The 22,232-nt window shown below is 34.7% G+C and carries 20 protein-coding genes and 2 pseudogenes; 17 read left to right on the top strand and 5 right to left on the bottom strand.

Annotated features, from left to right (window positions below; genetic code table 11):
• The first annotated feature begins 2 nt into the window (after nt 1–2).
• Complete coding sequence (locus ACTYA4_RS11095) at nt 3–494, top strand: DinB family protein (protein WP_445505633.1); 492 nt, start codon at nt 3–5, stop codon at nt 492–494.
• Nucleotides 495–518: 24 nt separating this feature from the next.
• Nucleotides 519–890 (top strand): nuclear transport factor 2 family protein, encoded by a 372-nt coding sequence (locus ACTYA4_RS11090; protein ID WP_443481046.1) that lies wholly within the window; start codon nt 519–521, stop codon nt 888–890.
• A 66-nt stretch (nt 891–956) separates the two neighbouring features.
• Here the strand turns inward: ACTYA4_RS11090 and ACTYA4_RS11085 are convergent, their stop codons facing one another.
• Nucleotides 957–2,159 (bottom strand): YhgE/Pip domain-containing protein, encoded by a 1,203-nt coding sequence (locus tag ACTYA4_RS11085; RefSeq protein ID WP_445505655.1) that lies wholly within the window; start codon nt 2,157–2,159, stop codon nt 957–959.
• A 441-nt stretch (nt 2,160–2,600) separates the two neighbouring features.
• On the opposite strand from ACTYA4_RS11085, the gene ACTYA4_RS11080 reads away from it, so the two are divergent.
• The 6 genes and pseudogenes from ACTYA4_RS11080 (at nt 2,601) to ACTYA4_RS11055 (ending at nt 6,569) form a co-directional block, all read left to right on the top strand.
• Nucleotides 2,601–3,164: a TetR/AcrR family transcriptional regulator gene (locus tag ACTYA4_RS11080; RefSeq protein ID WP_443481158.1), complete on the top strand. Its 564-nt coding sequence runs from the start codon at nt 2,601–2,603 to the stop codon at nt 3,162–3,164.
• Nucleotides 3,165–3,291: 127 nt separating this feature from the next.
• Nucleotides 3,292–4,037: pseudogene (locus ACTYA4_RS11075) on the top strand (GH25 family lysozyme).
• 18 nt (nt 4,038–4,055) lie between these two features.
• Complete coding sequence (locus ACTYA4_RS11070; protein WP_443481044.1) at nt 4,056–4,400, top strand: avidin-fold protein; 345 nt, start codon at nt 4,056–4,058, stop codon at nt 4,398–4,400.
• A gap of 56 nt (nt 4,401–4,456) precedes the next feature.
• Complete coding sequence (locus ACTYA4_RS11065) at nt 4,457–5,500, top strand: DUF1835 domain-containing protein (RefSeq protein WP_445505632.1); 1,044 nt, start codon at nt 4,457–4,459, stop codon at nt 5,498–5,500.
• Nucleotides 5,501–5,527: 27 nt separating this feature from the next.
• Nucleotides 5,528–5,935: a GNAT family acetyltransferase gene (locus tag ACTYA4_RS11060; protein WP_443481042.1), complete on the top strand. Its 408-nt coding sequence runs from the start codon at nt 5,528–5,530 to the stop codon at nt 5,933–5,935.
• Between the two features lie 169 nt (nt 5,936–6,104).
• Nucleotides 6,105–6,569 carry a PTS sugar transporter subunit IIA gene (locus tag ACTYA4_RS11055; protein WP_443481041.1) on the top strand — a complete coding sequence of 155 codons (465 nt, stop codon included), beginning with the start codon at nt 6,105–6,107 and terminating at the stop codon, nt 6,567–6,569.
• A gap of 85 nt (nt 6,570–6,654) precedes the next feature.
• Here the strand turns inward: ACTYA4_RS11055 and ACTYA4_RS11050 are convergent.
• The 3 genes and pseudogenes from ACTYA4_RS11050 to rpiA form a co-directional block, all read right to left on the bottom strand.
• Nucleotides 6,655–7,355: pseudogene (locus ACTYA4_RS11050) on the bottom strand (HD-GYP domain-containing protein).
• 510 nt (nt 7,356–7,865) lie between these two features.
• Nucleotides 7,866–8,834: a Gfo/Idh/MocA family protein gene (locus tag ACTYA4_RS11045; RefSeq protein WP_443481039.1), complete on the bottom strand. Its 969-nt coding sequence runs from the start codon at nt 8,832–8,834 to the stop codon at nt 7,866–7,868.
• Complete coding sequence (rpiA, locus tag ACTYA4_RS11040) at nt 8,831–9,526, bottom strand: ribose 5-phosphate isomerase A (RefSeq protein ID WP_443481038.1); 696 nt, start codon at nt 9,524–9,526, stop codon at nt 8,831–8,833. Before rpiA ends, ACTYA4_RS11045 begins: the two co-directional genes overlap by 4 nt.
• A 613-nt stretch (nt 9,527–10,139) precedes the next feature.
• Between rpiA and ACTYA4_RS11035 the strand changes: the two genes are divergently transcribed.
• The 9 genes from ACTYA4_RS11035 to ACTYA4_RS10995 all read left to right on the top strand — a co-directional run bounded on the left by ACTYA4_RS11035 (nt 10,140) and on the right by ACTYA4_RS10995 (nt 20,623).
• Complete coding sequence (locus tag ACTYA4_RS11035) at nt 10,140–10,280, top strand: hypothetical protein (protein WP_445505631.1); 141 nt, start codon at nt 10,140–10,142, stop codon at nt 10,278–10,280.
• An 8-nt stretch (nt 10,281–10,288) separates the two neighbouring features.
• Nucleotides 10,289–11,812 (top strand): IS200/IS605 family accessory protein TnpB-related protein, encoded by a 1,524-nt coding sequence (locus tag ACTYA4_RS11030; protein ID WP_445505630.1) that lies wholly within the window; start codon nt 10,289–10,291, stop codon nt 11,810–11,812.
• A gap of 730 nt (nt 11,813–12,542) precedes the next feature.
• Nucleotides 12,543–14,948 (top strand): nitrite reductase large subunit NirB, encoded by a 2,406-nt coding sequence (gene nirB / locus ACTYA4_RS11025; protein WP_443481036.1) that lies wholly within the window; start codon nt 12,543–12,545, stop codon nt 14,946–14,948.
• A 42-nt stretch (nt 14,949–14,990) separates the two neighbouring features.
• The gene (gene nirD, locus ACTYA4_RS11020; RefSeq protein WP_443481035.1) at nt 14,991–15,308 is read left to right on the top strand and encodes a nitrite reductase small subunit NirD; all 318 of its coding nucleotides are present in this window, start codon (nt 14,991–14,993) and stop codon (nt 15,306–15,308) included.
• Nucleotides 15,309–15,405: 97 nt separating this feature from the next.
• Complete coding sequence (locus ACTYA4_RS11015; protein ID WP_443481034.1) at nt 15,406–16,131, top strand: sirohydrochlorin chelatase; 726 nt, start codon at nt 15,406–15,408, stop codon at nt 16,129–16,131.
• A 39-nt stretch (nt 16,132–16,170) separates the two neighbouring features.
• Complete coding sequence (locus tag ACTYA4_RS11010; protein WP_443481033.1) at nt 16,171–16,971, top strand: formate/nitrite transporter family protein; 801 nt, start codon at nt 16,171–16,173, stop codon at nt 16,969–16,971.
• A 329-nt stretch (nt 16,972–17,300) separates the two neighbouring features.
• The gene (locus ACTYA4_RS11005) at nt 17,301–17,435 is read left to right on the top strand and encodes a hypothetical protein (protein WP_443481032.1); all 135 of its coding nucleotides are present in this window, start codon (nt 17,301–17,303) and stop codon (nt 17,433–17,435) included.
• Nucleotides 17,436–17,601: 166 nt separating this feature from the next.
• A complete protein-coding gene (locus ACTYA4_RS11000) occupies nt 17,602–18,657 on the top strand; it encodes a Cfr family 23S rRNA (adenine(2503)-C(8))-methyltransferase (protein WP_443481031.1) in 1,056 nt (351 codons plus the stop codon).
• Between the two features lie 487 nt (nt 18,658–19,144).
• Nucleotides 19,145–20,623, top strand: coding sequence for an Lsa family ABC-F type ribosomal protection protein (locus tag ACTYA4_RS10995; protein WP_443481030.1), 1,479 nt, complete (start codon nt 19,145–19,147; stop codon nt 20,621–20,623).
• Nucleotides 20,624–20,807: 184 nt separating this feature from the next.
• Here the strand turns inward: ACTYA4_RS10995 and ACTYA4_RS10990 are convergent, their stop codons facing one another.
• Nucleotides 20,808–22,076: a M20 family metallo-hydrolase gene (locus ACTYA4_RS10990; protein WP_443481029.1), complete on the bottom strand. Its 1,269-nt coding sequence runs from the start codon at nt 22,074–22,076 to the stop codon at nt 20,808–20,810.
• Between the last annotated feature and the right edge of the window lie 156 nt (nt 22,077–22,232).

Genomic DNA, 22,232 nt, shown 5'->3' with positions numbered 1-22,232 from the left:
TTATGCTGAAATTTTTCGAATATAACTGGCAAGTAAGAGATGAGTGGTTTGAGTGGTGTAAACAATTAACTTTAGAGGATTTGTTAAAAAAACGAATTGGTGGAGTAGAAAGTATTCTATATACCCTTTTTCATATTATTGATGTGGAATATAGTTGGATTCGAGCAATTCAAGGAAAAGAGGATGAGATCATGCTATTTAATGAATATCATGATCTGGAAAAACTTAAGTTACTTTCCGATACATTTCGGCGTGAGATAGTGAACTTTTTACATACTCACTCTTGTGAATGCAAAGACGAACTTATTACTGTTTCATGGGATAAGCAACAATATCGAAGAAGTGAGATATTGCATCATGTCATTGCGCATGAAATTCATCATATTGGGCAACTATCTGTTTGGTCAAGAGAAGTGCAACTGAAACCAGTTTCTGTGAATTTTATTGGGAGAAGTTTAAATTATTTACATCTTCCTAAAAAAAGAAAAATTTAAAAATGGAAATGGTGGTTAGTTCTAATGAATCGTTCAAACAGCCAATTATCTTTAAAAGAACATTTGTGTAGGTTAGAAGAAAGCTTGTTAAAACCTGAAATTCGATTGCAACCATCTGAACTAGAGAAGCTGCTCGCAAACGATTTTTTTGAATTCGGCAGTTCGGGAAATGTATGGTATAGGGAAGATTGTTTAGGAGAGGGTGGCGTTGGTGCAAGGAAAATGTCCCTTTATGATTTTGAAATCCATCCTTTATCAGAGGAGGCTGTACTCGTGACATATAAGGTGAAAGACGACACGAGAAATCATCATACGTTAAGAAGCTCCATTTGGAAATGGATAGACGGAAGATGGCAAATGTTTTTTCACCAGGGGACAGTGATGAAGTCTAAATGAAGTATAAAAAACGCTTATTCAGCAAATGAATAAGCGTTTTTTCTTCTCCTTGCGTACAGATGAACATTAAGTCATTTCCACATCTGCCACGCTAACTTTTTCTTCTTTTTTCTTACGGGTAGGTTTTATTACGGATGCTAACATAACAATTAAACTAACAGATCCAATTCCCGTTAATACTGCTACTGCGTGATTCCAATTTAATCCTTTATCGAAGAAGAATAATTCACGGAGGCCATCTACCATAAATCTCATTGGAATCCATGGATAAATCCAATCTTTATAAAAGGCTGGCATAAATTCTGGAGCCATTGCTAACAGTGGAGCACCAAAGAAAAGAGTCAAGGCAGTGATTGGTACACCAGCAAAACCGATCCAAGCTAGAAGGGCAGAAATCATACAGAAAAAGCTAAAATACGTGATCGTTATAAATAAAGCTGTATCTGTTTTTAGTGGAATATCAAGTCCCAGCATTCCATCTGCAAACCATGTTAATCCAAATCCAACAATAATCGAAAGCAAGATTCCAATTATAACTTGCATTATTCTTGCATAAAACTTCTCTTTGCGGTTTGAAAATGAGGTTTTATTCCAAGCTGTAAAGATTAAAACCGCCCCAATTAAACTAGCCATCCATACAGGTTGAAACAAGGACACTGGAGCATTACCATTTGCACTGTGAGTACCTGTTTTATTAACGTTGATTACTTTTGTTTTTATTGGTGTAATCAAGCTGGATACTTGTTGTGGTGTAAGCGAAATACCTGCTTTTTCGTATCCTCTTAACACTTCATCACGAACATTTTGATTAATATTTTCTGCTACTCCATTAAGCATTTGTCCAGCAAGATTTGCTGCTGTATAATTCATCCCTTGATTCAACATTATTTCAATAGTAGGGGAGGAAGGATGATTCGTTTGCAATGTTGCTTGTTTTTGACTGAAATCACTTGGAATGATAAACGCTGCATAATATTCCTGATTATCAAGTCCTGATTCTACAAGCTTTTCATTTGCTACTTCAATCCAATGTATCGATGGTTCCTCATTTGACTTTGCGTTGCTGTTATTTTTTATATTGTTCATGATTGTTTCTCCCATTTTTAACTTCGTTTGATTTGGAAGAACAACTCCTTTATCAGCATTAACAATAGCTATCGGCAAATTTTTTGGAGTGGGATGAATGGATGGAACAAAAGTAAGACTAAATAAGAATGTAACTACAAGAACAAGAATTGGTGAAAAGGCAATTATTTTTTGTTTGAAAATTTTCAAAATGATTTCCTCCTTTCAAAAATGAACAAGTTGTTGATTAATCATCACAATGTTAATTATAATTAGTTTAGATAGAAACACAATGAACAATAATTAGTGCGTTGTTTAATATTCAACAATTCTTATTATTTTGTTGATTAATTATAAAAAGAAAGGCTGTTTTCGTATAGATTGTTGTTTTTAAACGTGCAGCCTGAATACACTTCGTTCGTTTAGCGAGCGTCGAGCCTCCTCGTCGCATACGCTCCTGTGGGGTCTCGTCTTTCTCGCATTCCCACAGGAGTCTACGTGTATTCAGTCTGCTGAGTACTTCTTCTCCCATTTTTTTACGTGAAAAACAACAAACCTTGAGAAAACAGCCAAAAGAATAAAGAAAAGGAGATAAATACATTGTCAGAACCATCAATTGATAGAAGAGTTCTCCGGACGAAACGAATGATTAGAGATGCTTTAACGGAGCTAATGGAGCAAAAAGGTTTCGATGGCATTACCGTACGTGATTTAACGGAAAAAGCCGATATTAACCGTGGTACCTTTTATTTACATTACCGCGATAAATACGATTTGCTGGAGCAAAGCGAAGAAGAAATATTACAAGTATTAAAACAGAAACAAAGTCAAATGAAAGAGCTGAGTATAGAGGATATATATGCGTTTCACGCTAAAAATAAACCACTTCCATTTGTAGTGAAAGTATTTGAATATTTACAAGAAAACGCAGCATTTATGAAAGTTGTACTAGGACCAAAAGGAGATCCTTCTTTTCAGGAAAAATTAAAAGAGTTAATGAAAAACAATCTGCTGCTTCATATTTTTGATAAAGCAAAGGAAGAAGATATGATGGTGCCAGTAGAAATTTTTTCTGCTTATATCATGTCAGCACATATCGGCGTGATACAACAATGGCTGCTCAGTGGGATGAAGCAAACTCCAGAAGAAATTGCCTTAATGTTATTTAAGATGACTTTTATGGGCCCAAGAACGGTACTGGGATTATAATAGCTTGTGGCAACTGTTGTGTGATGAGGGATCAAAGAGCGTACAAAGAGGAAATGATGTTCATTGTTTAATAGTATGGTAAAATTAGGTTATGGATGATAATGGTATATAGGTGGAGCATGATAAAATGAACTCAAAAAAGAAAAAAACTAAATTAATGCTTTTTATTATTACTCCTATTTTAATTGTACTATTCGTAACGTTCTTATTGTGGAATCAAGGAATCATTTTACTTAATAGTACGAATGCAAAACACTATTCCGTAAAAGGGGTAGATGTTGCAGCTTATCAAGGAGAAGTGAATTGGTCAAAATTAGAGGAACAAGATGTACGTTTTGCCTTTATAAAAGCTACGGAGGGGAGCGCTTTTGTTGATAATCATTTCTTAACTAATTGGAAAAATGTAAATAAGACTAATTTACGGATAGGAGCCTACCACTTTTTCAGCTATGACAGCAAAGGCAAGACACAAGCGGAGAATTATATAAAAACGGTTCCCGCAGAAAACGATGCATTGCCTCCAGTAATTGATGTCGAGTTTTACGGGGATAAAGATAAAAATCCTCCCGATCGTAGGAAAGTAGAAAAAGAGCTTACTATAATGGTAAAAATGTTGGAAGAGCATTATGACAAACATGTTATTCTTTACGCTACCAAGCTTATAATTTGTACATAAAAGATCATTTTAATACTTGCGACCTTTGGATACGAAACGTTTATACGAAGCCTTCTTTGCCAGATGATAGGGACTGGACGTTTTGGCAGTATGCCGACAGAGGGCGATTAAATGGATATAGCGGGAAAGAAAAGTTTATCGATTTAAATGTATTTTACGGAAGTGAAAAAGAATTTGCTGAGTATGGTAATAAGTAGAAAAAGGGGGCAGCAAAAATGATACATTATGATGGCCGGAAATTTGTTTCCATTGAAAATACTGCGAATGGAGAAGTTTCTTCCAAAACATTTTTTATATACAAACAAACGGGGAATATTCTATCTGCAACATACAGTGGAGGTGAAATTATCCAAGGAACACTGATTGGAATTGTAAAAGAAGATGGCTGTCTAGAGTTTCGCTATAATCACGTGAATAATAAAAATGAAATCAGGGGCGGCAAATGTATCTCAACTCCTGAAATCTTGCCAGATGGTCGCATTAGGCTGCATGAAAGCTGGAAATGGATGGATGATGAAGAGACAGAAGGAAATTCCATTATTGAAGAAGTTGTAAGTTAGAGTCTTCGCATCCAATCGAGCGCATTTTGGAAGAATCGATAAGGGGGATTTCTATATTGATTTCATCGTTAGAAGAGTTAAAGAAATTCGTTCAAGATACAAGTGAAGAAGAAGCAAAATCACTATTATATTTTTTCTTTTTTCGCATTAAAATGTTAGAGGACAATGAGTATCCTGAAGAAAAGTTTACGAATGATTTGAAAAAGATGTATACAGATTTTCTACAGTATAAAATCAAGCAAAAAAAGAATGAAATAAGTGAGTATGGTAAAAAGATTCATATTGTGTTCGGTGATTCTCCTGCCGGCAGTTTAAAAATAACATTAAAAGAGTTGAATTTAAACGAAGAGGAACAAGTTGTCTCTTTTTCAGATACATTTTCTATTGGTCCAATTTCTAGCTTGAATGAGGAAGCTGGCATAATAGACAGAAGCAACTGGATGGTGAATCATCTTAATTATGAGGAAGACATCGATATTTATGAAACGTTTTATAAAAATGAAATTTTGAAATTAAAGGATATTCCGAGTAATATTCCGATCGTGATTTGGACGGGAGATAATGCCCATGAACAAACTGGTTTACGATTTGTTTTATACTTATTAAAAGATAAACGAAATGATATTCAGATTATTAATGCTACTTCCTGTTTTAAAACACAAATTCCCCAATCAAAAAATACAGAATCTCCTATATGTACCGGAGCAATTGGTTACGATAACTTAAAAATCATTTATACAAAAAATAAAACGGCTGCACCTATAACACAAGAGGAACGTAAAAAGCTGGAGACTGAATGGGAAAAGCTATCTCAATCAAAAGAAGTACTAAGAATATGGAACAACGGTCATATTCAAAGCGTTGCGGAAGATTATTATGATCACTATATAATGGAAACAGTAAAAAAACTGCATAATAAACGGGGCAATAACGATTTTATAAAGTCTGCTAGAGTTATCGGCGATGTAATAGGGCATTTAAATCAAGATATTGGTGATATGTACTTGGAATATAGACTGAGACAGTTAATAATAGATGGAGCGTTAGCCATTCAAGGGGTGCCACGAGCAATGCGGTATTATAGTGTGAAACTGCGTTGATGGGATTATTTTTTAAAGGAGAATGATATGAATTTTCGTGAATTTACATTAAATGATTTTGATTCTGTCATTGAATTGTGGTTAAAAGCTGGCTTAACCTTATCTCGTTCAGATACATATGAAGGAATGAAGAAAAAATTAAAAAGAGATTCAGAATTATTTTTTGTAGTAGAGAATGATAATAAAGTCGTTGGTGCAGTAATGGGCAGCTATGATGGCAGGAGAGGCTGGATTAATCATTTAGCCGTTGATCCAGATTATCAAGGGAAAAATATAGGTCATCAAATAATGAAGGAGCTAGAATCTCGTTTTAAGCAAATTGGTTGTGAAAAGCTTAACCTTTTAATTGAATTGGAGAATGAGAAAGTACAAGAATTTTATAAAAAACAGGGATTTAAAAAGGATGAATTAATTTTTATGGAAAAATGGATTTAAGTCAGGCTTCAAAAGCCTGTATTAAGCATAAAGATGGAAGGGGCTATCACAAATAAAGCGATTTTATCCTATATAGGTAAAAGAAGAGTTTTTTCTTTTATAAGGAGGAAAAAAGCCATACGGATAGAACGAAATTACAATAGAAAATAAACGACTGGAGGTTCTGACCATGTTTAAAAACTTTTTTAAAAGAAAAGCTGAAAACAAGTTAGAAATTATACAGCCTTTGAAAGGAAAATTGCTAGCTATTGAAGAAGTTCCAGATTCGATATTTTCACAAAAAAAGATGGGGGAAGGATTTGCGGTTGATCCTATAAATGGGACGTTAGTTGCTCCGATTGATGGGGTAGTGATGAGTGTGTTGCCAACAAAGCATGCGATTTGTTTATCAGGACAAAATGGAAAAGAATTACTGATTTATGTTGGCATGGACACAGTTAATTTAAAAGGAGAAGGCTTTAAGGCATTCGTTAAAGAGGGCGAAAAAATAAAACGAGGACAAAAGCTAATGGAAATTGATTTTGATTTAATCAAAACGAAAGTACCTTCCATTATTACATCTGTTGTATTTACCAATTTACGAGCAAATGAAAAAGTGATCGTTGAAGAGGGAAGCATTAAAGTTATTTCCTAATCGGTATATACTAAAAAAGTGTTACAAGAGAAGTCTCTATAACACTTTTTTCCATTAAATAATTTAAAATTAAAAACTGCAAAAATTAAGTTGCTTCTATTTTGACTACCTTTTTCAAAAAGATAGAAACGAGGTTTGGATCTAATTTCTTTCCTGCCATGTCCATTAAAATTTGAGCTGCTTTATCTGCGGGCATTCCTTTTCGGTAAGGACGATCAGATGTCAGTGCATCCCATACATCAGCAACTGCAATGATTTTTGCCTGCAGCGGTATTTCATCTCCTTTTAAGCCATCAGGGTAGCCGGTCCCATCAAGTGATTCATGATGATGCTTTATCCCAGGAAGTAAAACAGACAAGTTTTCAAGCGGCTCGATAATCTTCGCTCCAATTTCAGGATGTTTTTGTATAATTTCAAATTCTTCTTTTTTAATTTTCCAGGTTTATTTAATATATCTTCGGGAATGGCTATTTTTCCAATATCATGTATCAAGCTTGCCCATTTAATATTAGTTTCTTCTGTACGAGACAGCTTTAGTTCTCTACTAAGGGCAACAGCCAGCGTCATTACATTGATACAATGTCCATTCGTATATTTATCTCTCGCTTCTACTGTATTTGCCAATGAAGAAATAATAGAAGTACCAACCTCATCTAAATATTCTTTTTGTTTCTGAAAGCGTTCGAATAATAATCCTGCTAGAAAACCAATAGAAGCAAAAAATAATAGGCGGATCTCCCAATTGGAAGCAGCTTGCTGAATGTTTTTTATCACATCAAAGGGCATGTATGGTCCCATTAATAGCCCAGCTAAAATCCCAACAAATAAACCACCAAATCTTCCGAAACCATAAGCAGTTAAAATAATCGAAAAATAAAATAAATGCACATAAACATTGCTAGCTCCATTTGTAGAATACACAAGGAACCAGATTAATAATAAGGAAATGGCAATAATGCAAGCAAATGCAATAGGGTATTCACGTAGTCGAGTAAGAATATTCTTTTTCATTTGATTTTTACCTCCCTAAAGCCAGGGGTCATGCTGCGTAGTTTAATTAGGACAAAGATGACAATAGAATAATAGATTAATAGTTTAAGACTAATATAATAAATTAACATACATTTATTGCAAATACAAGTAAAAATTAGTGGTTTTGTGGAGGAGGAGAATTTATCAAAATTTTATGCGGTTTTTTAAAAAGGGGGATGGTTGAAAACGCTTGCTATTATTATCTTGATGGAATTATTTTCTAGAAAGACAAGCGTTTTTTCACCATCTAAATAGAGTAATTGTTTATTCAAACGGATACTTAATGCCCCATTGATTTCTTACTTCTGTCATGATATCCATCACATCTAAAGATAATTCCAATGTTTCTTTGCTGCTTTTGTTTATGATATATTGTTCCATATCTTCGATTTCATACTGCAATGCTTTTGCAGTATCGCCAGCTTCTATGATTTCTTGTGAACCGTCAAGATAAGTAATGGTTGCTTTTGCTGCTCTAGGGAAATTCTCAACAGTTATATAGCCTTCATCACCTGCAACTACGCCTAGTTTTGGCATTTTTGCTCGCATCGTTAATGTTATGACAGCCATTTCATTATCTCCATTTTTTAATACAATACCCGATTGTTCATCTACGCCTGTTTCAAATTCTTTTACCGTTGTGATAATCTCATCAGGTTGGCTCGAAAGGAAAAATCTTGTGAAAGAAAGTGCGTATGTACCAATATCTAAAAGTGCCCCACCTGCTAAATTCTTATTAAAAAATCGGTTTGTTGCATCGTTTTCTTTACAGCTGCCGAATGAAACAGTAACCATCTTTAAGTGGCCAATTTTTCCTGATTGCACTACTTCTCGCAGCTTTTTAAATAATGGCATATGATAGATAGTCATCGCTTCTGCTACAATTAACTGTTTTTCATCCGCTAATCGTACAATTTCGTCCAGCTGCTGGCTGTTTACTGTAATCGCTTTTTCACAAAGTACGTGTTTATTATTTTTTAAGCTTTGTATAATATATTCATAGTGGTTCGAGTGAGGAGTAGAAATATAGACAACATCTATTTTTTCATCTTGGAGCATTTCTTTGTAGTCGCCGTAAGCTTTTTGTACTTGATATGTTTTCGCAAATTGTTCTGCTTTTTCCAACGTTCGTGATCCAACTGCATAAACGCTGCTGTTCAGTTCATTAATCGCCTGTGCAAATTCTGCTGCAATCGTTCCAGGTCCTAAAATAGCCCAATTCAATTTTGTCATGCTATCACCCCATCATTATTTTTGGAGATTACTTGAAAACCAGTTTCTTTTGCTATCAGTACTTTTGTGACTTCTTTTGTAAATAAAGAGGTTTCTACAACGCCGCATATAGATTTTAATTTCTCTTGCAGAGTAGTAAAATCATCTACTTTTTCAAAATGTACATCCATTAATAAATTGCCGTTGTCGCTTATTGTGTACCCATCTTTTTCAGCGGAATGACGAATGCTGCATTTTCCTCCGATTTCATGTATCTTTTTCTCTACATAGGTTAAGCTGTCTTCTAAAATTTCCAATACAATTGGATGTTTACATGTTAAAGAAGGAACGAATTTACTTTCATCAATGAGAAGGATATATTCTTCTGCCATATTTGCAATTAATTTTTCCTTTGTATGAATCCCACCGCCGCTTTTTAAAGCGAAAAGCTGTTCATCTACTTCATCACAGCCGTCAAAGGCAACGGACACTTTCTCTACACTGCTTGTAGGAAGAACTTCTAATCCATTGTTTATACAAAGCATCCTAGTTTTTGTGGAAGGGGTTACAATTTTAACAGCAAGATTAGTAGATTGGATATAGTTTATTAAATAAGCAATGGTGCTGCCGCCGCCCAACCCAATTATTGTGTTTGGATGAATAAATTGCAGCGCTTCCTTTGCACATCGTTTTTTAATATTATCAGTACTCATCATCCACCTCCAGCAAGTATTTTAATTGCATCTATAGTGTACGCCTCCTGTTTTTTTCTGTCAATTATTAGGGAGATAGTAGAAGAATTTTAAAGGTGTTTATTGTTTTTCACTAAATACAAATATTGCAGAATGATGTTTTAGAGTTACGGTTATTTTTAAAAAATATCTCTTTATAGGTAAGGCTGTTTTCTTAAAGTTTTTTGTTTATTACGTAAAAAAATGGGAGAAAAGAAGTACTCAGCAGACTAAATACACGTAGACTCCTGTGGGAATACGAGAAAGACGAGACCCCACAGGAGCGTATGCGACGAGGAGGCTTGACGCTCGCTAAACGGACGAAGTGTATTCAGACTGCGGGTTAAAAAGCAACAATCTATACAAAAAAAGCCATAGGTAAAAAGGACAATGTAGGATTGTAAACGGCTGGTTTTTATTATTTTAACCGAGAAGACCCCTACCTCAAGGAACGTTAAGGGCGAAGTCAAGTGAGTAGGTAGGGGATGAATCGGTATTTTTTTCGTTTTATTGACTTCTAGTTGCAAAAATTCCCTCTCTTGTTATAAACTATTTAGTAACAGATAGAACGTCAGTTCGGTAGGGGGGAGAAAAGATGAAGAAAGCGTACTTTTCAAAACGCATATTAAAAAAGGAATTAGATCCTATAACGCTAGCCGAAACGACCACTTTAAATGAGTTATTTAACCGTGCGAAGAGATTTACGTTTCAAACGCTGTCCGCCAAAAGCGTTTGAAGCGCGACTTGTACGAAGACAGCATTCATTTAGTGGTAAAGAAAAAGTTTGGTGTAAATGATTATGTTGCAAATAGTATTATTCGTGAATCGCAAGCTCTTCTTAAATCTCAAAACGAACTAAACGCATTGTATATAAAACAAACCGATGAAAAGATTAAAAAAATCAAGAAGAAGTTAAAAACAGAACGTTCTTTTTTAACAATCTTTCGAAAGATGAAAGAAAGTTGTATGAAAGGAAACCTACAGTTTCCTAAAAACAGAAAATACGCTCTACATCCTAGTGGAATCGTTTCGCTAGAGTGTAAGAATCAGTCCTTCATTTGGATGAATACATATCTGTTTGAACATCAGCATCTTGATGTAACGATTAAACGAATAAAAGCGAAAATTGGACGCTTACAACATCGCCTTTTCCGTTTAGAGGGTAAAAAAGAAAAGCTAAAGAAACACATTTCTAGCGTTGTATTTGGAACCAAAAAGCTGTTTAAACACCAATTTACGAAAGAAGCGTTTGTCCAAGATCACGAGTCTTGGAGAGCGCTCTTTTTAGCTGCACGAAACAAGCAAGTATTGATTTCAGGACGTAAAGATTCTGCGGCTGGTAACTTTGTGTTTAACTATAATCCGGGAACAAAGGACTTGTATATGACCTCCTTAGGAGGAAAAGTAGTAACGTTTCCAAAAGCAGCGTTCCCTTACGGTCAAGAACAAGTCAACAAAGCTGTTCTGCAACAAAGAAATTGCAAAGACAAAAAGGCCAACGGTAAACCTATTTCGTGGTCCATCGAAGATCACGGTAATTATTACATCATTAAGTGCCTAATCGATGTAGAAGAAGAGACATTTGTTAACTTCTCTACTTCTGATGGTGTCATTGGAGTTGATTGTAATGTTGATCACTTTGCGTGGACAAATGTATCAAAGGATGGAAACTTTTTAGAAAGTGGTAAATTGGCGTTTTCATTACATCGAAAAACAACTGGTCAAACTATTAAAACTATTGAAGCAGAAGCTATTGCTTTAGTAGATATTGCTGTTCGTAAAAATAAACCAATTGTAATGGAAGACATTGATACCACGCTATCTAAAACGGGTAATGTATACGGAAATAAGAGCACCAACCGTTTAAAAAGTGTATTCGCTTATCGTAAAATGGCGCAAGCGATTGAAAGTCGTGCGGAAAAGATGGGAGTGGCAGTTTTAAAAGTGAATCCAGCTTATACATCCATTATAGGAAAACTCAAGTATATGCGTAAATTTGGTATTTCTATTCATCAAGCCGCCAGTTATACCATTGGCCGAAAAGGTTTAGGTCATAAAGAAAAAGCACCACAGGTACTTCGTCATCATATCGTCCGTCATCAACAACCTTATTGGAAGCAGTGGTCTGCCTTAAATAAGAAATTAAATGTTCGAACAACCATGCTCTATCAATTATTTAATGTAAATAAACCTTTTAATGGTATTGACTTTACACACCAACGATTAACTGAAATAGAAACAAAACAATTAAAGAAAGTTTTCGCTTAAATAAATAACTTGAACCTCTTGTACCAAATACTTACTCACGATACCGGAGCAGATATAAAAGCATATATGCGTGCATATATGTCGTGTCTAGGTTTTGGGTGCATTCCAGGAGTGTCAAACGATTCCATACAAATAAAAGTCGATGTACCAGCTACAAGCATTTGCTTACATAGAAAGAACTGTATGCCAGGTTGTCCTGAAAGGGACTCTTCTAACATCTTGTATGGCTAACTTATCTCGTTGAGCGGATAAGGTTCCTTTGGCTTTTTGAATTTAGGAATCCTCCACTTCAAGCTTGCTAAGTGGGGATAGTTCAATGCACATCGTTCATAATATTGTAATAAATAGAAACTTTTTTTTCTGAATTTCCCGTTATAATAAAAACATAAAAGATGTATTTAAAATACTCTTTTGCATAGGCTGTTTTCTAAAAGTTTGTTGTTTTTAAATAAAATAATAAACATGGTTGAAGTACTGAGCAGCCTGAATACACGTAGACTCCTGCGGGAAAAGCGAGAAAGACGAGACCCCACAGGAGCATAGCGACGAGGAGGCTCGGCACTCGTCCGCGGAAAGCGAAGTGTATTCAGGCTGCGGATTAAATAACAACAATCTATACGAAAAGAGCCTTTATATAAATACAAAAGAAATTACTAAAAAACAAAGTTATCTGAATTATATGATTAATGAAAATTAGCAAAAGACCCAAACTATCTTTGGAGGTATCAAGATGAAAAAGAAATTGGTTATGATTGGAAATGGGATGGCTGGTGTACGAACTATCGAGGAGATTTTAAAAAGAGATTCACAAATTTTTGACATTACCATCATTGGACAAGAACCTTATCCTAATTACAATCGCATCATGCTTTCAAATATTTTACAAGGGAAAACCACCGTTAAGGATATTAATATTAATGATTGGGATTGGTACAAAGATAATAATATTACCTTATTAACGGGAGAAAGTGTAATAAAAATTGATCGAGAACATAAAAAAGTTGTAACAGATAAAGCAAATAATATTAATTATGATGAATTAATTATTGCAACAGGATCCAACGCCTTTATATTACCTATACCAGGCAGTGATTTAGAAGGCGTTATTGGATTCCGTACTATTGATGATACTGAGAAAATGATGGAAACAGCTAAAAAATTTAAAAAAGCAGTTGTAATTGGCGGCGGTCTTCTTGGTTTAGAAGCTGCAAGAGGATTAATTGACAGAGGAATGGATGTACATATAGTCCATATTATGCCGACATTAATGGAACAGCAATTAGATACAGCTGCAGCTGAATTGTTAAAAAAAGATTTAGAAGCACAAGGCATGAAGTTTTTAATGGAAAAACAAACAATGGAAATTTACGGAGAAGATCGAGTGCAGGGCATAAAATTTACAGATGGGACGTCAGTTGAATGTGATTTAGTAGTGATGGCGGTAGGAATACGTCCCAATGTTGCGATTGCAAGAGAAGCTGGGCTTGATGTAAATAGAGCAATCATAGTAAATGATTATATGGGTACTTCTGATCCTGCTATTTATGCTGTTGGTGAATGTGCTGAGCATAATAGCATCGTGTACGGATTAGTTGCACCACTTTATGAACAAGGAATAGCATTAGCCGATCGTATTACTGGCAGAGATAGTAATGGATATCAAGGAAGTATTTTATCAACACAGTTAAAAGTAGCCGGATGTGACTTGTTTTCAGGTGGTAAAATTCATGAAGATGCCGAAACAGAAGCTATTATCGTTCATGATCAATTTGCAAAAAAATACAAAAAAATTCTTGTAACAGATAATAAAATCGTCGGAATTGTTCTATATGGAGATGCATCAGATGGGAACCGCTTATTTAATTTGCTGAAAAAACAGGCAGATATTAGTGAATATACAAGTACATCTGTTTTAAGCAAACCAGGTCAGGACAGTGAGGAAGATTTGGTTGCTTCAATGAGTGCAGAAGACACAGTTTGCGGCTGTAATGGTGTCACAAAAGGAACAATCGTACAAACAATTTTAGAGCAAGGTTTATCAACATTTGAAGAAGTAAAAGGCTGTACAAAAGCTGGTGACTCTTGTGGAAAATGTAAACCAATGGTAGAAAGTCTTTTAGCGCATACATTGGGAGACAGCTTTGATGCATCTGCTCAAAAAACTGGCATGTGCGGCTGTACACCGTTAACACGAGATGAAGTTGTTTCTTACATTATTGCAAAAGGCTTGAAATCTCCGAAAGAAGTGCGAAATGTATTAGAGTTTGCTCATGAAGAAGGATGTTCTAAATGTCGTCCTGCGTTAAATTACTACATGCGTATGCTTTTCCCAGAAGAATATGAAGATGATAAAGCTTCCCGTTTTGTAAATGAAAAGATGGAAGGGAATATTCAAAAAGATGGAACATTTTCTGTTATTCCACGCATGTATGGAGGTACAACAACAGCAGAAGAGTTAATTCGCCTTGGAGAAGTTGCAAAAAAATACAATGTGCCATTAGTGAAAATAACAGGAGCAAGCCGCATCGGTTTGTATGGAGTGAAAAAAGAAAATGTACCACAGGTATGGGAAGAGTTGGGAATGCGTTCCGGTTATGCTTATTCTAAATCACTTCGCAATGTGAAATCATGTGTTGGTTCCCAGTTCTGCCGTTTTGGTACAAAAGATTCATTGGGCTTGGGGATTAAATTGGAGAAAGCAATTGAGATGGTTGATACACCACATAAAATGAAAATGGGTGTTACTGGTTGTCCAAGAAACTGTGCAGAAGTGCTGACAAAAGATTTTGGTGTAGTGTGTGTGGAAAACGGCTACAAACTATATTTTGGAGGAAACGGCGGTACAGAAGTACGAGAATGTGATGAGCTGATTACGGTGCAAACAGAAGAAGAAGTAATCACAATAGCAAAAGCGTACGTGCAATTGTACAGGGAACATGCAAATTACGGAGAACGTACAGCACCATGGGTGGAACGTATGGGAACAGCATTTGTGAAAGAAACTTTATTAAAAGAAGAAAATATTTCAATGCTTGTTGAGCGTTTTAATAAAGCAAAAAACACTTATACAGAAGCATGGTCATTGGTTCTGAATAATAAAGAGAAAAAAGAGATGTACGAAGTAGTAAAAGGATAATAATGAGGAATAGAATGAAATCATCTGTTTGGGGGAATGGAAATGACTACAACGAAAGAATCGATTAAACTTATGAAACTAGTAGATTTACCAAAACAAATTGGAAAAGACGTACAGGTAAAAGGACAGTCAATTGCATTATTTCATTTATCAGAAGGAAATGTCCGGGCTATCAGCAACCGTTGTCCACATAAAAATGGACCTTTGGCAGAAGGAATTGTATCAGGAGAGTTTGTGTTTTGCCCCCTCCATGATTGGAAAATTTCATTGATGACAGGAGAAGTGCAAAAGCCGGATAATGGCTGTGTAGAAACGTTCGAAACAAAAATAATCGATGGCTATATTTATTTAACGGTTTAACAAATGGAAATGGACAGTGGATTTGTTGCATTTGTTGGGGCAGGGCCTTTCAAGTGCAACATGTATTAGAAATTAAAGAATGGAAGTGTGATAACTAATGGATGCTGTTGTATATATTGGCCATGGCAGCCGTTTACAAGAAGGAATACAAAACTTTTACACATTTATTGAAAATATGATGGAAAGTGTTTCGATGCCTGTTCAGGAAGTTGCCTTTTTAGAACTAGCTTCTCCTTCAATTGAAGAAACGATGGAAAAAGTAATTCAAAATGGTGCTAAAGATATTCTTGTTGTGCCGGTTCTCTTATTTAGTGCTGCTCATTTTAAAAAAGATATTCCAGAAGTGCTGAATCGAATACAAGCAAAATATCCAACCGTTTGCTTCACTATTACAACTCCATTTGATATTCATGAAAAAATGGTGGATTTAGTAGTAAAAAGAATTAATGCTTGTAGAAAAAACAGTGATGGTATTATTCTTTTGGTTGGCAGAGGAAGCAGTGATCCAGAGCCGGGTTTGAAACTATTAGAAATAGCGAATTTAATTGTAAAAAAAATAAATATGCCGGTTGCGACTGCTTTTTTAGCAGTAGGAACTCCCAGTTTTGATGCGGAGCTGATCAAATTAGAGGAACAATTTGAAACAATATATGTGATGCCATATTTATTGTTTTCAGGATTGTTGCTGAAAAGAATGGAAAGCAAAATAGCAGCATGTACGAAAGATGTTACATTATGCGGGCATTTGCAATACGATTTGTTAATGAAAGAAATCCTGTTAGAGAGAATGCAAGAGCAATACGATAAATTAGTAGTAGTTTGAGTGATTAATAATATTTAAAAAAGGAGGAAGGAAGAAAAAATGAGAGAGGTCATAACTGCCATTAGTAATACAGCAGCTGCAAAAATTACATCTTTACAAACAAGTAAGAGTAAATATTTGATAGGTGCAATGTTAGCCGGTTTTTTTGTAGGGTTGGGAATTATTCTTATTTTTTCTATTGGAGGAATACTGGCTCCAAGCGCATTTGCCGGTACCAAAATCCTTATGGGTGTTTCATTTGGGGTTGCGTTAAGTCTTGTTATTATGGCTGGTGCTGACTTGTTTACAGGAAATAATATGGTAATGACAATCGGTGTATTAGAAAAGAAAACAACTTGGCAAGATACTGGGAAGGTTTGGTTATACAGTTATGTTGGCAATTTTCTTGGTTCTATTTTAGTTGCACTTTTATTTAGTTATTCTGGCTTAGCAATAGAAGGTGTTGCAGACTTTATTACAAATGCTGCAGCGGCAAAGATGAATGCGCCATTTGTGGAATTATTGATTCGTGGAATTTTATGTAATATTTTAGTATGTTTAGCAGTTTGGTGCTCTGTAAAGCTCAAAGAAGAAACGGCAAAATTAATGATGATTTTCTGGTGCTTATTTGCCTTTATTACATCTGGGTTCGAGCATAGTGTTGCCAACATGACACTTTTAACCATTGCACTTATTATTCCACATCCAGAAACGATTTCTATTGCCGGTATGTTTGCCAATCTAGTACCGGCAACCATTGGTAATATTATTGGAGGAGCAGTGTTCGTAGGCGCAGCATATTGGTACAACATTTCAGAAAGGAACAAAGGAAAGGTAAGGTCAATTAGGAAGCAAGCGTAAATGTAAATAGTGAACCTTAATTGTGGAGTGATGATAAGAAGGTTGATATTGTGACGAAAGATACTCCAGCTATACTTTTGTTAATTTAAAATAAAGTTCGATAATTTATAATAAAGTTTGATTAAAGTCCTGTATAATATGCAGGATTTTTTTGTTCCGCAATCGGTCTGATTGTTGAATAAAAAGGTAACTTGTATAGTGAAGATTGTGAGGAAATCCACTTAAACTAATTGGGTTAGTTTTGCAATAATTCTAGGATTACACTTTACATATATTCACTTTTATGTTAGATTACTCAATGATAAATTTGACTAAGGGAGGTGTAAGCGATGTTAACTGTTTATAGAATTTTATTTGGAAAAAATACAAAAATCGGTAATGATTTAGCGGACAAAGGGAGTAGTCTGTCCTTTTTTATGCTATACAACCATATAAAAACAGTTATCGGAGCTTTGCATCTATGACAAAATACAAATGAATGACTTTATTTATTTGTGCATATTTTGATATTAATGTCTAGCACCGATAATTTTATCGGTGCTTTTTATGTTCTTTTTTATCTTAAAGGATAGATAAACTCCCTTCTATTTACTCACAAAAAATTAGAGAGTCTTATGGAAGGTGAGAAACATGCAATTAAGAAAAATTAATAAATATAGAAAAATAAAAGAATTCTTAAGGGAACATAATTACCCTAATTTTAGAATGAAACAAATATTGAATGCTATTTTTAAAGAAAGAATAGATAAATTCAATGAAATTAATGTACTTCCAAAATCGTTAAGAGAAATTTTAGTTAAAGAATTTGGAGAGTCTATTTTAGATGTTTTTCCTTTAAAGGAAAAACATTCTGAGCAAGTCACTAAAGTCTTATTTGAAATTTCTGGAAATGAAAAAGTAGAAACGGTTAATATGAAATATAAAGCTGGGTGGGAATCATTTTGTATATCTTCTCAGTGCGGATGTAATTTTGGGTGTAAATTTTGTGCAACAGGTGACATTGGATTAAAAAGGAATTTGACTTCGGATGAAATTACTGACCAAATTCTCCATTTTCACTTACAAGGTCATTCAATTGATAGTATTTCTTTTATGGGGATGGGAGAAGCATTAGCCAATGTACAAATTTTTGATGCCTTAGATGTACTCACTGATCCTACACTGTTTGCTTTAAGCCCTCGTAGGTTATCTATTTCAACTATTGGTATTATACCAAGCATCAAAAAAATGACTCAGAATTATCCGCAAGTTAACTTGACGTTCTCGTTACATTCTCCTTTTAATGAGCAACGAAGTAAGTTGATGCCGATTAATATTCGATATCCATTTTTAGATGTGTTGGATACATTAGATGAGCATATACGAGTAACTTCCAGAAAAGTTTACATTGCTTATATTATGTTACCTGGTGTAAATGATTCAATTGACCATGCTAAAGAATTAGTAAGTCTTTTAAAAGGTCGATATAAAGCAGGGAGTCTATATCATGTAAATTTAATCAGATATAACCCAACCGTTAGTTCACCTTTAAGTTTTGATGAAGTGGACGAAAGTCGTGTTGTTAATTTTTATAAAGAATTAAAATCATCAGGGCTCAAAGTGACCATTAGAAGTCAATTTGGAATTGAAATAGATGCTGCTTGTGGTCAATTGTATGGAAATTATCAAAAGAGCAACAAGCAGTAATTTGAGGTGAAGATGATTGAATTGTATTCCATAAAAAAATTTGTTAATATAAAAATATAATTATGAGAGGACTGATGGATGGACAATGATTAACTAATCTATATTTTTATTTGAAATGAATAACTTCAAACTACAAAATATAGGGTTAGTCTATCCATTTTTATAAATCAGTTTACACTTTATTTGTCATGATTCCAATGGCAAAAAAGAACTTATTTTATATAAGTGAAAGACTAATCCTTCCAATTGCAAATTGGGAGGATTTTTTATTCTCTTATAGTTAAGAATAATATTTTTTAATCTGTAACTTTAATCTAATAAATAAAGGAGAGAGAGAAATGAGCAATTCAGACACTATTGTTACGCATGTAATACTCCGTATAAGTCGTTAATATCCATCAAACTTATACGGAGAAATTTAGAATAGATGGATGTGCCGACTTTGTATAAAAAGTAAAAAGTGTTTATATACAAAGGAGGAATTATCATGTCAATGATACAAGTTCAAGACTTAACTTTTTCTTATCCAGGTAGCTTTGACAATATTTTTGAAGGTGTAAACTTTCAAATAGATACGGATTGGAAACTTGGGTTTATCGGTAGAAATGGACGAGGTAAAACAACATTCTTTAATTTATTATTAGGGAATTATGAGTATAGTGGGAAAATCATTTCTTCGGTAGAATTTAATTATTTCCCTTATCCAGTTTCGGATAAAAACAAGTATACTCATGAAATTATTGAAGAAATTTGCCCCCAAGCAGAAGATTGGGAAATTCTTCGTGAAATATCCTATCTAAATGTTGATGCCGAGGTCATGTACCGACCATTTAAAACATTATCAAATGGAGAACAAACAAAGGTGTTGCTTGCTGCACTTTTTTTGACTGAGGGTCAATTTCTATTAATTGATGAGCCAACCAATCATCTAGATACTGATGCACGAAAGATGGTCTCTAATTATCTAAGGAAGAAAAAAGGGTTTATTTTAATTTCACATGACAGAATTTTTTTAGATGGATGCGTTGACCATATCTTATCTATAAATAGAGCAAATATTGAAGTGCAAAGTGGTAACTATTCTTCCTGGAAGTTAAATTTTGATAGACAGCAGGAACACGAAGAAGCAACAAATCAGCGTCTACAAAAAGACATCGGGAGATTAAAACAGTCTTCAAAGCGTTCAGCAGGTTGGTCTAGTCAAGTGGAAGCTTCCAAAAACGGGACAACAAATTCGGGTTCTAAATTGGATAAGGGTTTTGTAGGACATAAAGCGGCAAAGATGATGAAGAGAGCAAAGAACCTTGAATTAAGGCAACAAAAAGCTATTGAGGAAAAGTCTAAACTGCTAAAGAATGTGGAAAAAACCGAGTCATTAAAATTAGAACCATTGGAATTTCAGTCAAATGAATTGATTGTTTTGTCTGATGTGTCTATTAAGTACGATGACAAAATAGTGAATAAGCCAATTAGCTTTAAAGTTGAACAAGGTGACCGTATTGTACTTGATGGAAAGAATGGAAGCGGAAAAAGTAGTATCCTAAAACTAATTCTAGGAAATCCGATACAGTATACAGGCTCAATGAATTTAGGTTCAGGCCTCATTATTTCCTATGTCCAACAAGATACTTCTCATTTGAAGGGACTGTTATCGGACTTTATTGAAGAGCATGAGATTGATGAAACATTATTTAAATCCATCCTACGTAAGATGGATTTTGACCGAATTCAATTTGAGAAAGATATATCTCATTATTCTGGTGGACAAAAGAAAAAGCTGCTTATAGCCAAAAGTTTATGTGAAAAAGCTCATTTATATATTTGGGATGAACCGTTAAATTTTATTGATATTTATTCGCGTATGCAGATTGAAGAGCTTATTCAAAGATTTAATCCCACAATGGTTATTGTTGAGCATGATCAGGCATTTCAGCAAATAGTTGCAACAAAAACTATATCTATGTAGTAAATAGGAAGAATTGAAGATATAATCAGTAAATTAGTATTAAACTATAGGGCGCCATTCTTGAGGAATCGGCGTTCATTTGTATTTTAGGGCTTAAAGTTGAAGAAGAGAGCGAACGTTTTGCGGGCAGCCTGACCACCCATATTGGGTGGTTTTTGATTGAACGTGGATATAATCTTGCTATTTACATATAGTCATTTCCCAGATTTGTCAGAACAGGACCTATACTTGCATGCTGCAGTACAATCATTTCCAACAAATCAATTCCTACTAAAATATCATCAAGGTCAGTATGCTCATCTGGATGATGGCTTAATCCATCAACAGATGGGATAAAAATAAGGCCAACTGGTCCGAATATCGTCATGTTCATTGCATCATGCCCTGCACCGCTTTGCATTATTTTATAAGGTAAACTATGGTCTTCACAAATTGTTTTTAAATCATGTACAATCTCAGATGATAGCAATACAGGATTTTCCATACTGATTTCCTCGCAGTCTATCACTAATTGTCGATTTTTTTCAATCATAGAGATAGTCTGGAAGAGATAATCTATTACTCGTTGTCTTGATTCAGTAGAGGAAGACCGGATATCTACCTTTATTTCCACTTTTCCTGGAACTACATTCATCGCCCCTAAAGGTAGATCCAACACACCCACAGTTGCGACTGTCTCGTAATGATGTTCTTGATTTGCTGCTTTTTCCAATTCAAGGGCAATTTCAGATGCTCCAAGCAAGGCATCTTGTCGCATATTCATCGGTGTTGTGCCTGAGTGGGATGCTTTTCCCTTTATTTTAACAATAAATCTCGCTGGTGCTGCGATGCCTGTAACAATGCCGATTTTTTTGTTTTCATTTATAAGAACGGGACCTTGCTCAATATGAAGCTCTAAAAATAATTTGAACTTTTCACCTTTTCTGCTTGCAGTGTCAATTTGATTAAAGTGGAGGGCACAATGGGAAAAGGCTTTTTCCATTGTAATTCCATCTCGATCCTTTAAGAAACGGTATTTTTCCTTTTCGATTAATCCAGCCATTGCTTTGCTTCCAACAGTTGAAACGCCAAAGCGAGATGATTCTTCACAAGCAAATGAAATGATTTCAATTGGATGATCGGTAACAATATTTTTTTCATTTAATCTTTTAATTACTTCCAGAGCAGCAGTAACTCCAACAGCTCCATCATATTTTCCACCTTGATATACAGTGTCTAAATGGGATCCCATCACAACAGGAGGCAAATCGTTTTGTTTTCCTTCCCTTCTAGCAATAAGATTGCCACAGCTATCTAAACGAATATCAAGGCCTTCATCTTTGCACAATCGCATAAATGCATGGGTGCAAGCTTGCTCTTCATTCGAATAAGCAACTCTAGTTATGCCCACTTGTCCTGAATTATATTGATTAATGTTATTTAAAAGAGCTTCATATCGTTTCTTCAGTTCCATAAAATGTCTCCTATTTGTTTGGAAATTTTGTGCAAGAGCATTAGCATCCGGGATTATGTATTCCTGAATTTTCTGATATTAATTATTTCTTCTATTATTATAGCAAATAAAGTTCACACTTATTTGTTAAAATTCTTAAATGGTTGCTTTAAAAAA

This window comes from Niallia yueguangensis, from assembly GCF_052663115.1.
The sequence above is the reverse complement of the archived record's forward strand: the minus strand, read 5'-3'. Positions and strand labels throughout refer to the sequence as shown.

Coding starts and splice junctions, on each gene's coding strand:
- ACTYA4_RS11035 (WP_445505631.1), top strand. CDS start 10,140: ATGAAGAAAGCGTACTTTTCAAAACGCATATTAAAAAAGGAATTAGAT.
- ACTYA4_RS11045 (WP_443481039.1), bottom strand. CDS start 8,834: ATGACAAAATTGAATTGGGCTATTTTAGGACCTGGAACGATTGCAGCA.
- ACTYA4_RS11070 (WP_443481044.1), top strand. CDS start 4,056: ATGATACATTATGATGGCCGGAAATTTGTTTCCATTGAAAATACTGCG.
- ACTYA4_RS11000 (WP_443481031.1), top strand. CDS start 17,602: ATGCAATTAAGAAAAATTAATAAATATAGAAAAATAAAAGAATTCTTA.
- ACTYA4_RS10995 (WP_443481030.1), top strand. CDS start 19,145: ATGTCAATGATACAAGTTCAAGACTTAACTTTTTCTTATCCAGGTAGC.
- ACTYA4_RS10990 (WP_443481029.1), bottom strand. CDS start 22,076: ATGGAACTGAAGAAACGATATGAAGCTCTTTTAAATAACATTAATCAA.
- nirD (WP_443481035.1), top strand. CDS start 14,991: ATGACTACAACGAAAGAATCGATTAAACTTATGAAACTAGTAGATTTA.
- ACTYA4_RS11015 (WP_443481034.1), top strand. CDS start 15,406: ATGGATGCTGTTGTATATATTGGCCATGGCAGCCGTTTACAAGAAGGA.
- ACTYA4_RS11095 (WP_445505633.1), top strand. CDS start 3: ATGCTGAAATTTTTCGAATATAACTGGCAAGTAAGAGATGAGTGGTTT.
- ACTYA4_RS11010 (WP_443481033.1), top strand. CDS start 16,171: ATGAGAGAGGTCATAACTGCCATTAGTAATACAGCAGCTGCAAAAATT.
- nirB (WP_443481036.1), top strand. CDS start 12,543: ATGAAAAAGAAATTGGTTATGATTGGAAATGGGATGGCTGGTGTACGA.
- rpiA (WP_443481038.1), bottom strand. CDS start 9,526: ATGAGTACTGATAATATTAAAAAACGATGTGCAAAGGAAGCGCTGCAA.
- ACTYA4_RS11005 (WP_443481032.1), top strand. CDS start 17,301: ATGTTAACTGTTTATAGAATTTTATTTGGAAAAAATACAAAAATCGGT.
- ACTYA4_RS11055 (WP_443481041.1), top strand. CDS start 6,105: ATGTTTAAAAACTTTTTTAAAAGAAAAGCTGAAAACAAGTTAGAAATT.
- ACTYA4_RS11060 (WP_443481042.1), top strand. CDS start 5,528: ATGAATTTTCGTGAATTTACATTAAATGATTTTGATTCTGTCATTGAA.
- ACTYA4_RS11090 (WP_443481046.1), top strand. CDS start 519: ATGAATCGTTCAAACAGCCAATTATCTTTAAAAGAACATTTGTGTAGG.
- ACTYA4_RS11080 (WP_443481158.1), top strand. CDS start 2,601: ATGATTAGAGATGCTTTAACGGAGCTAATGGAGCAAAAAGGTTTCGAT.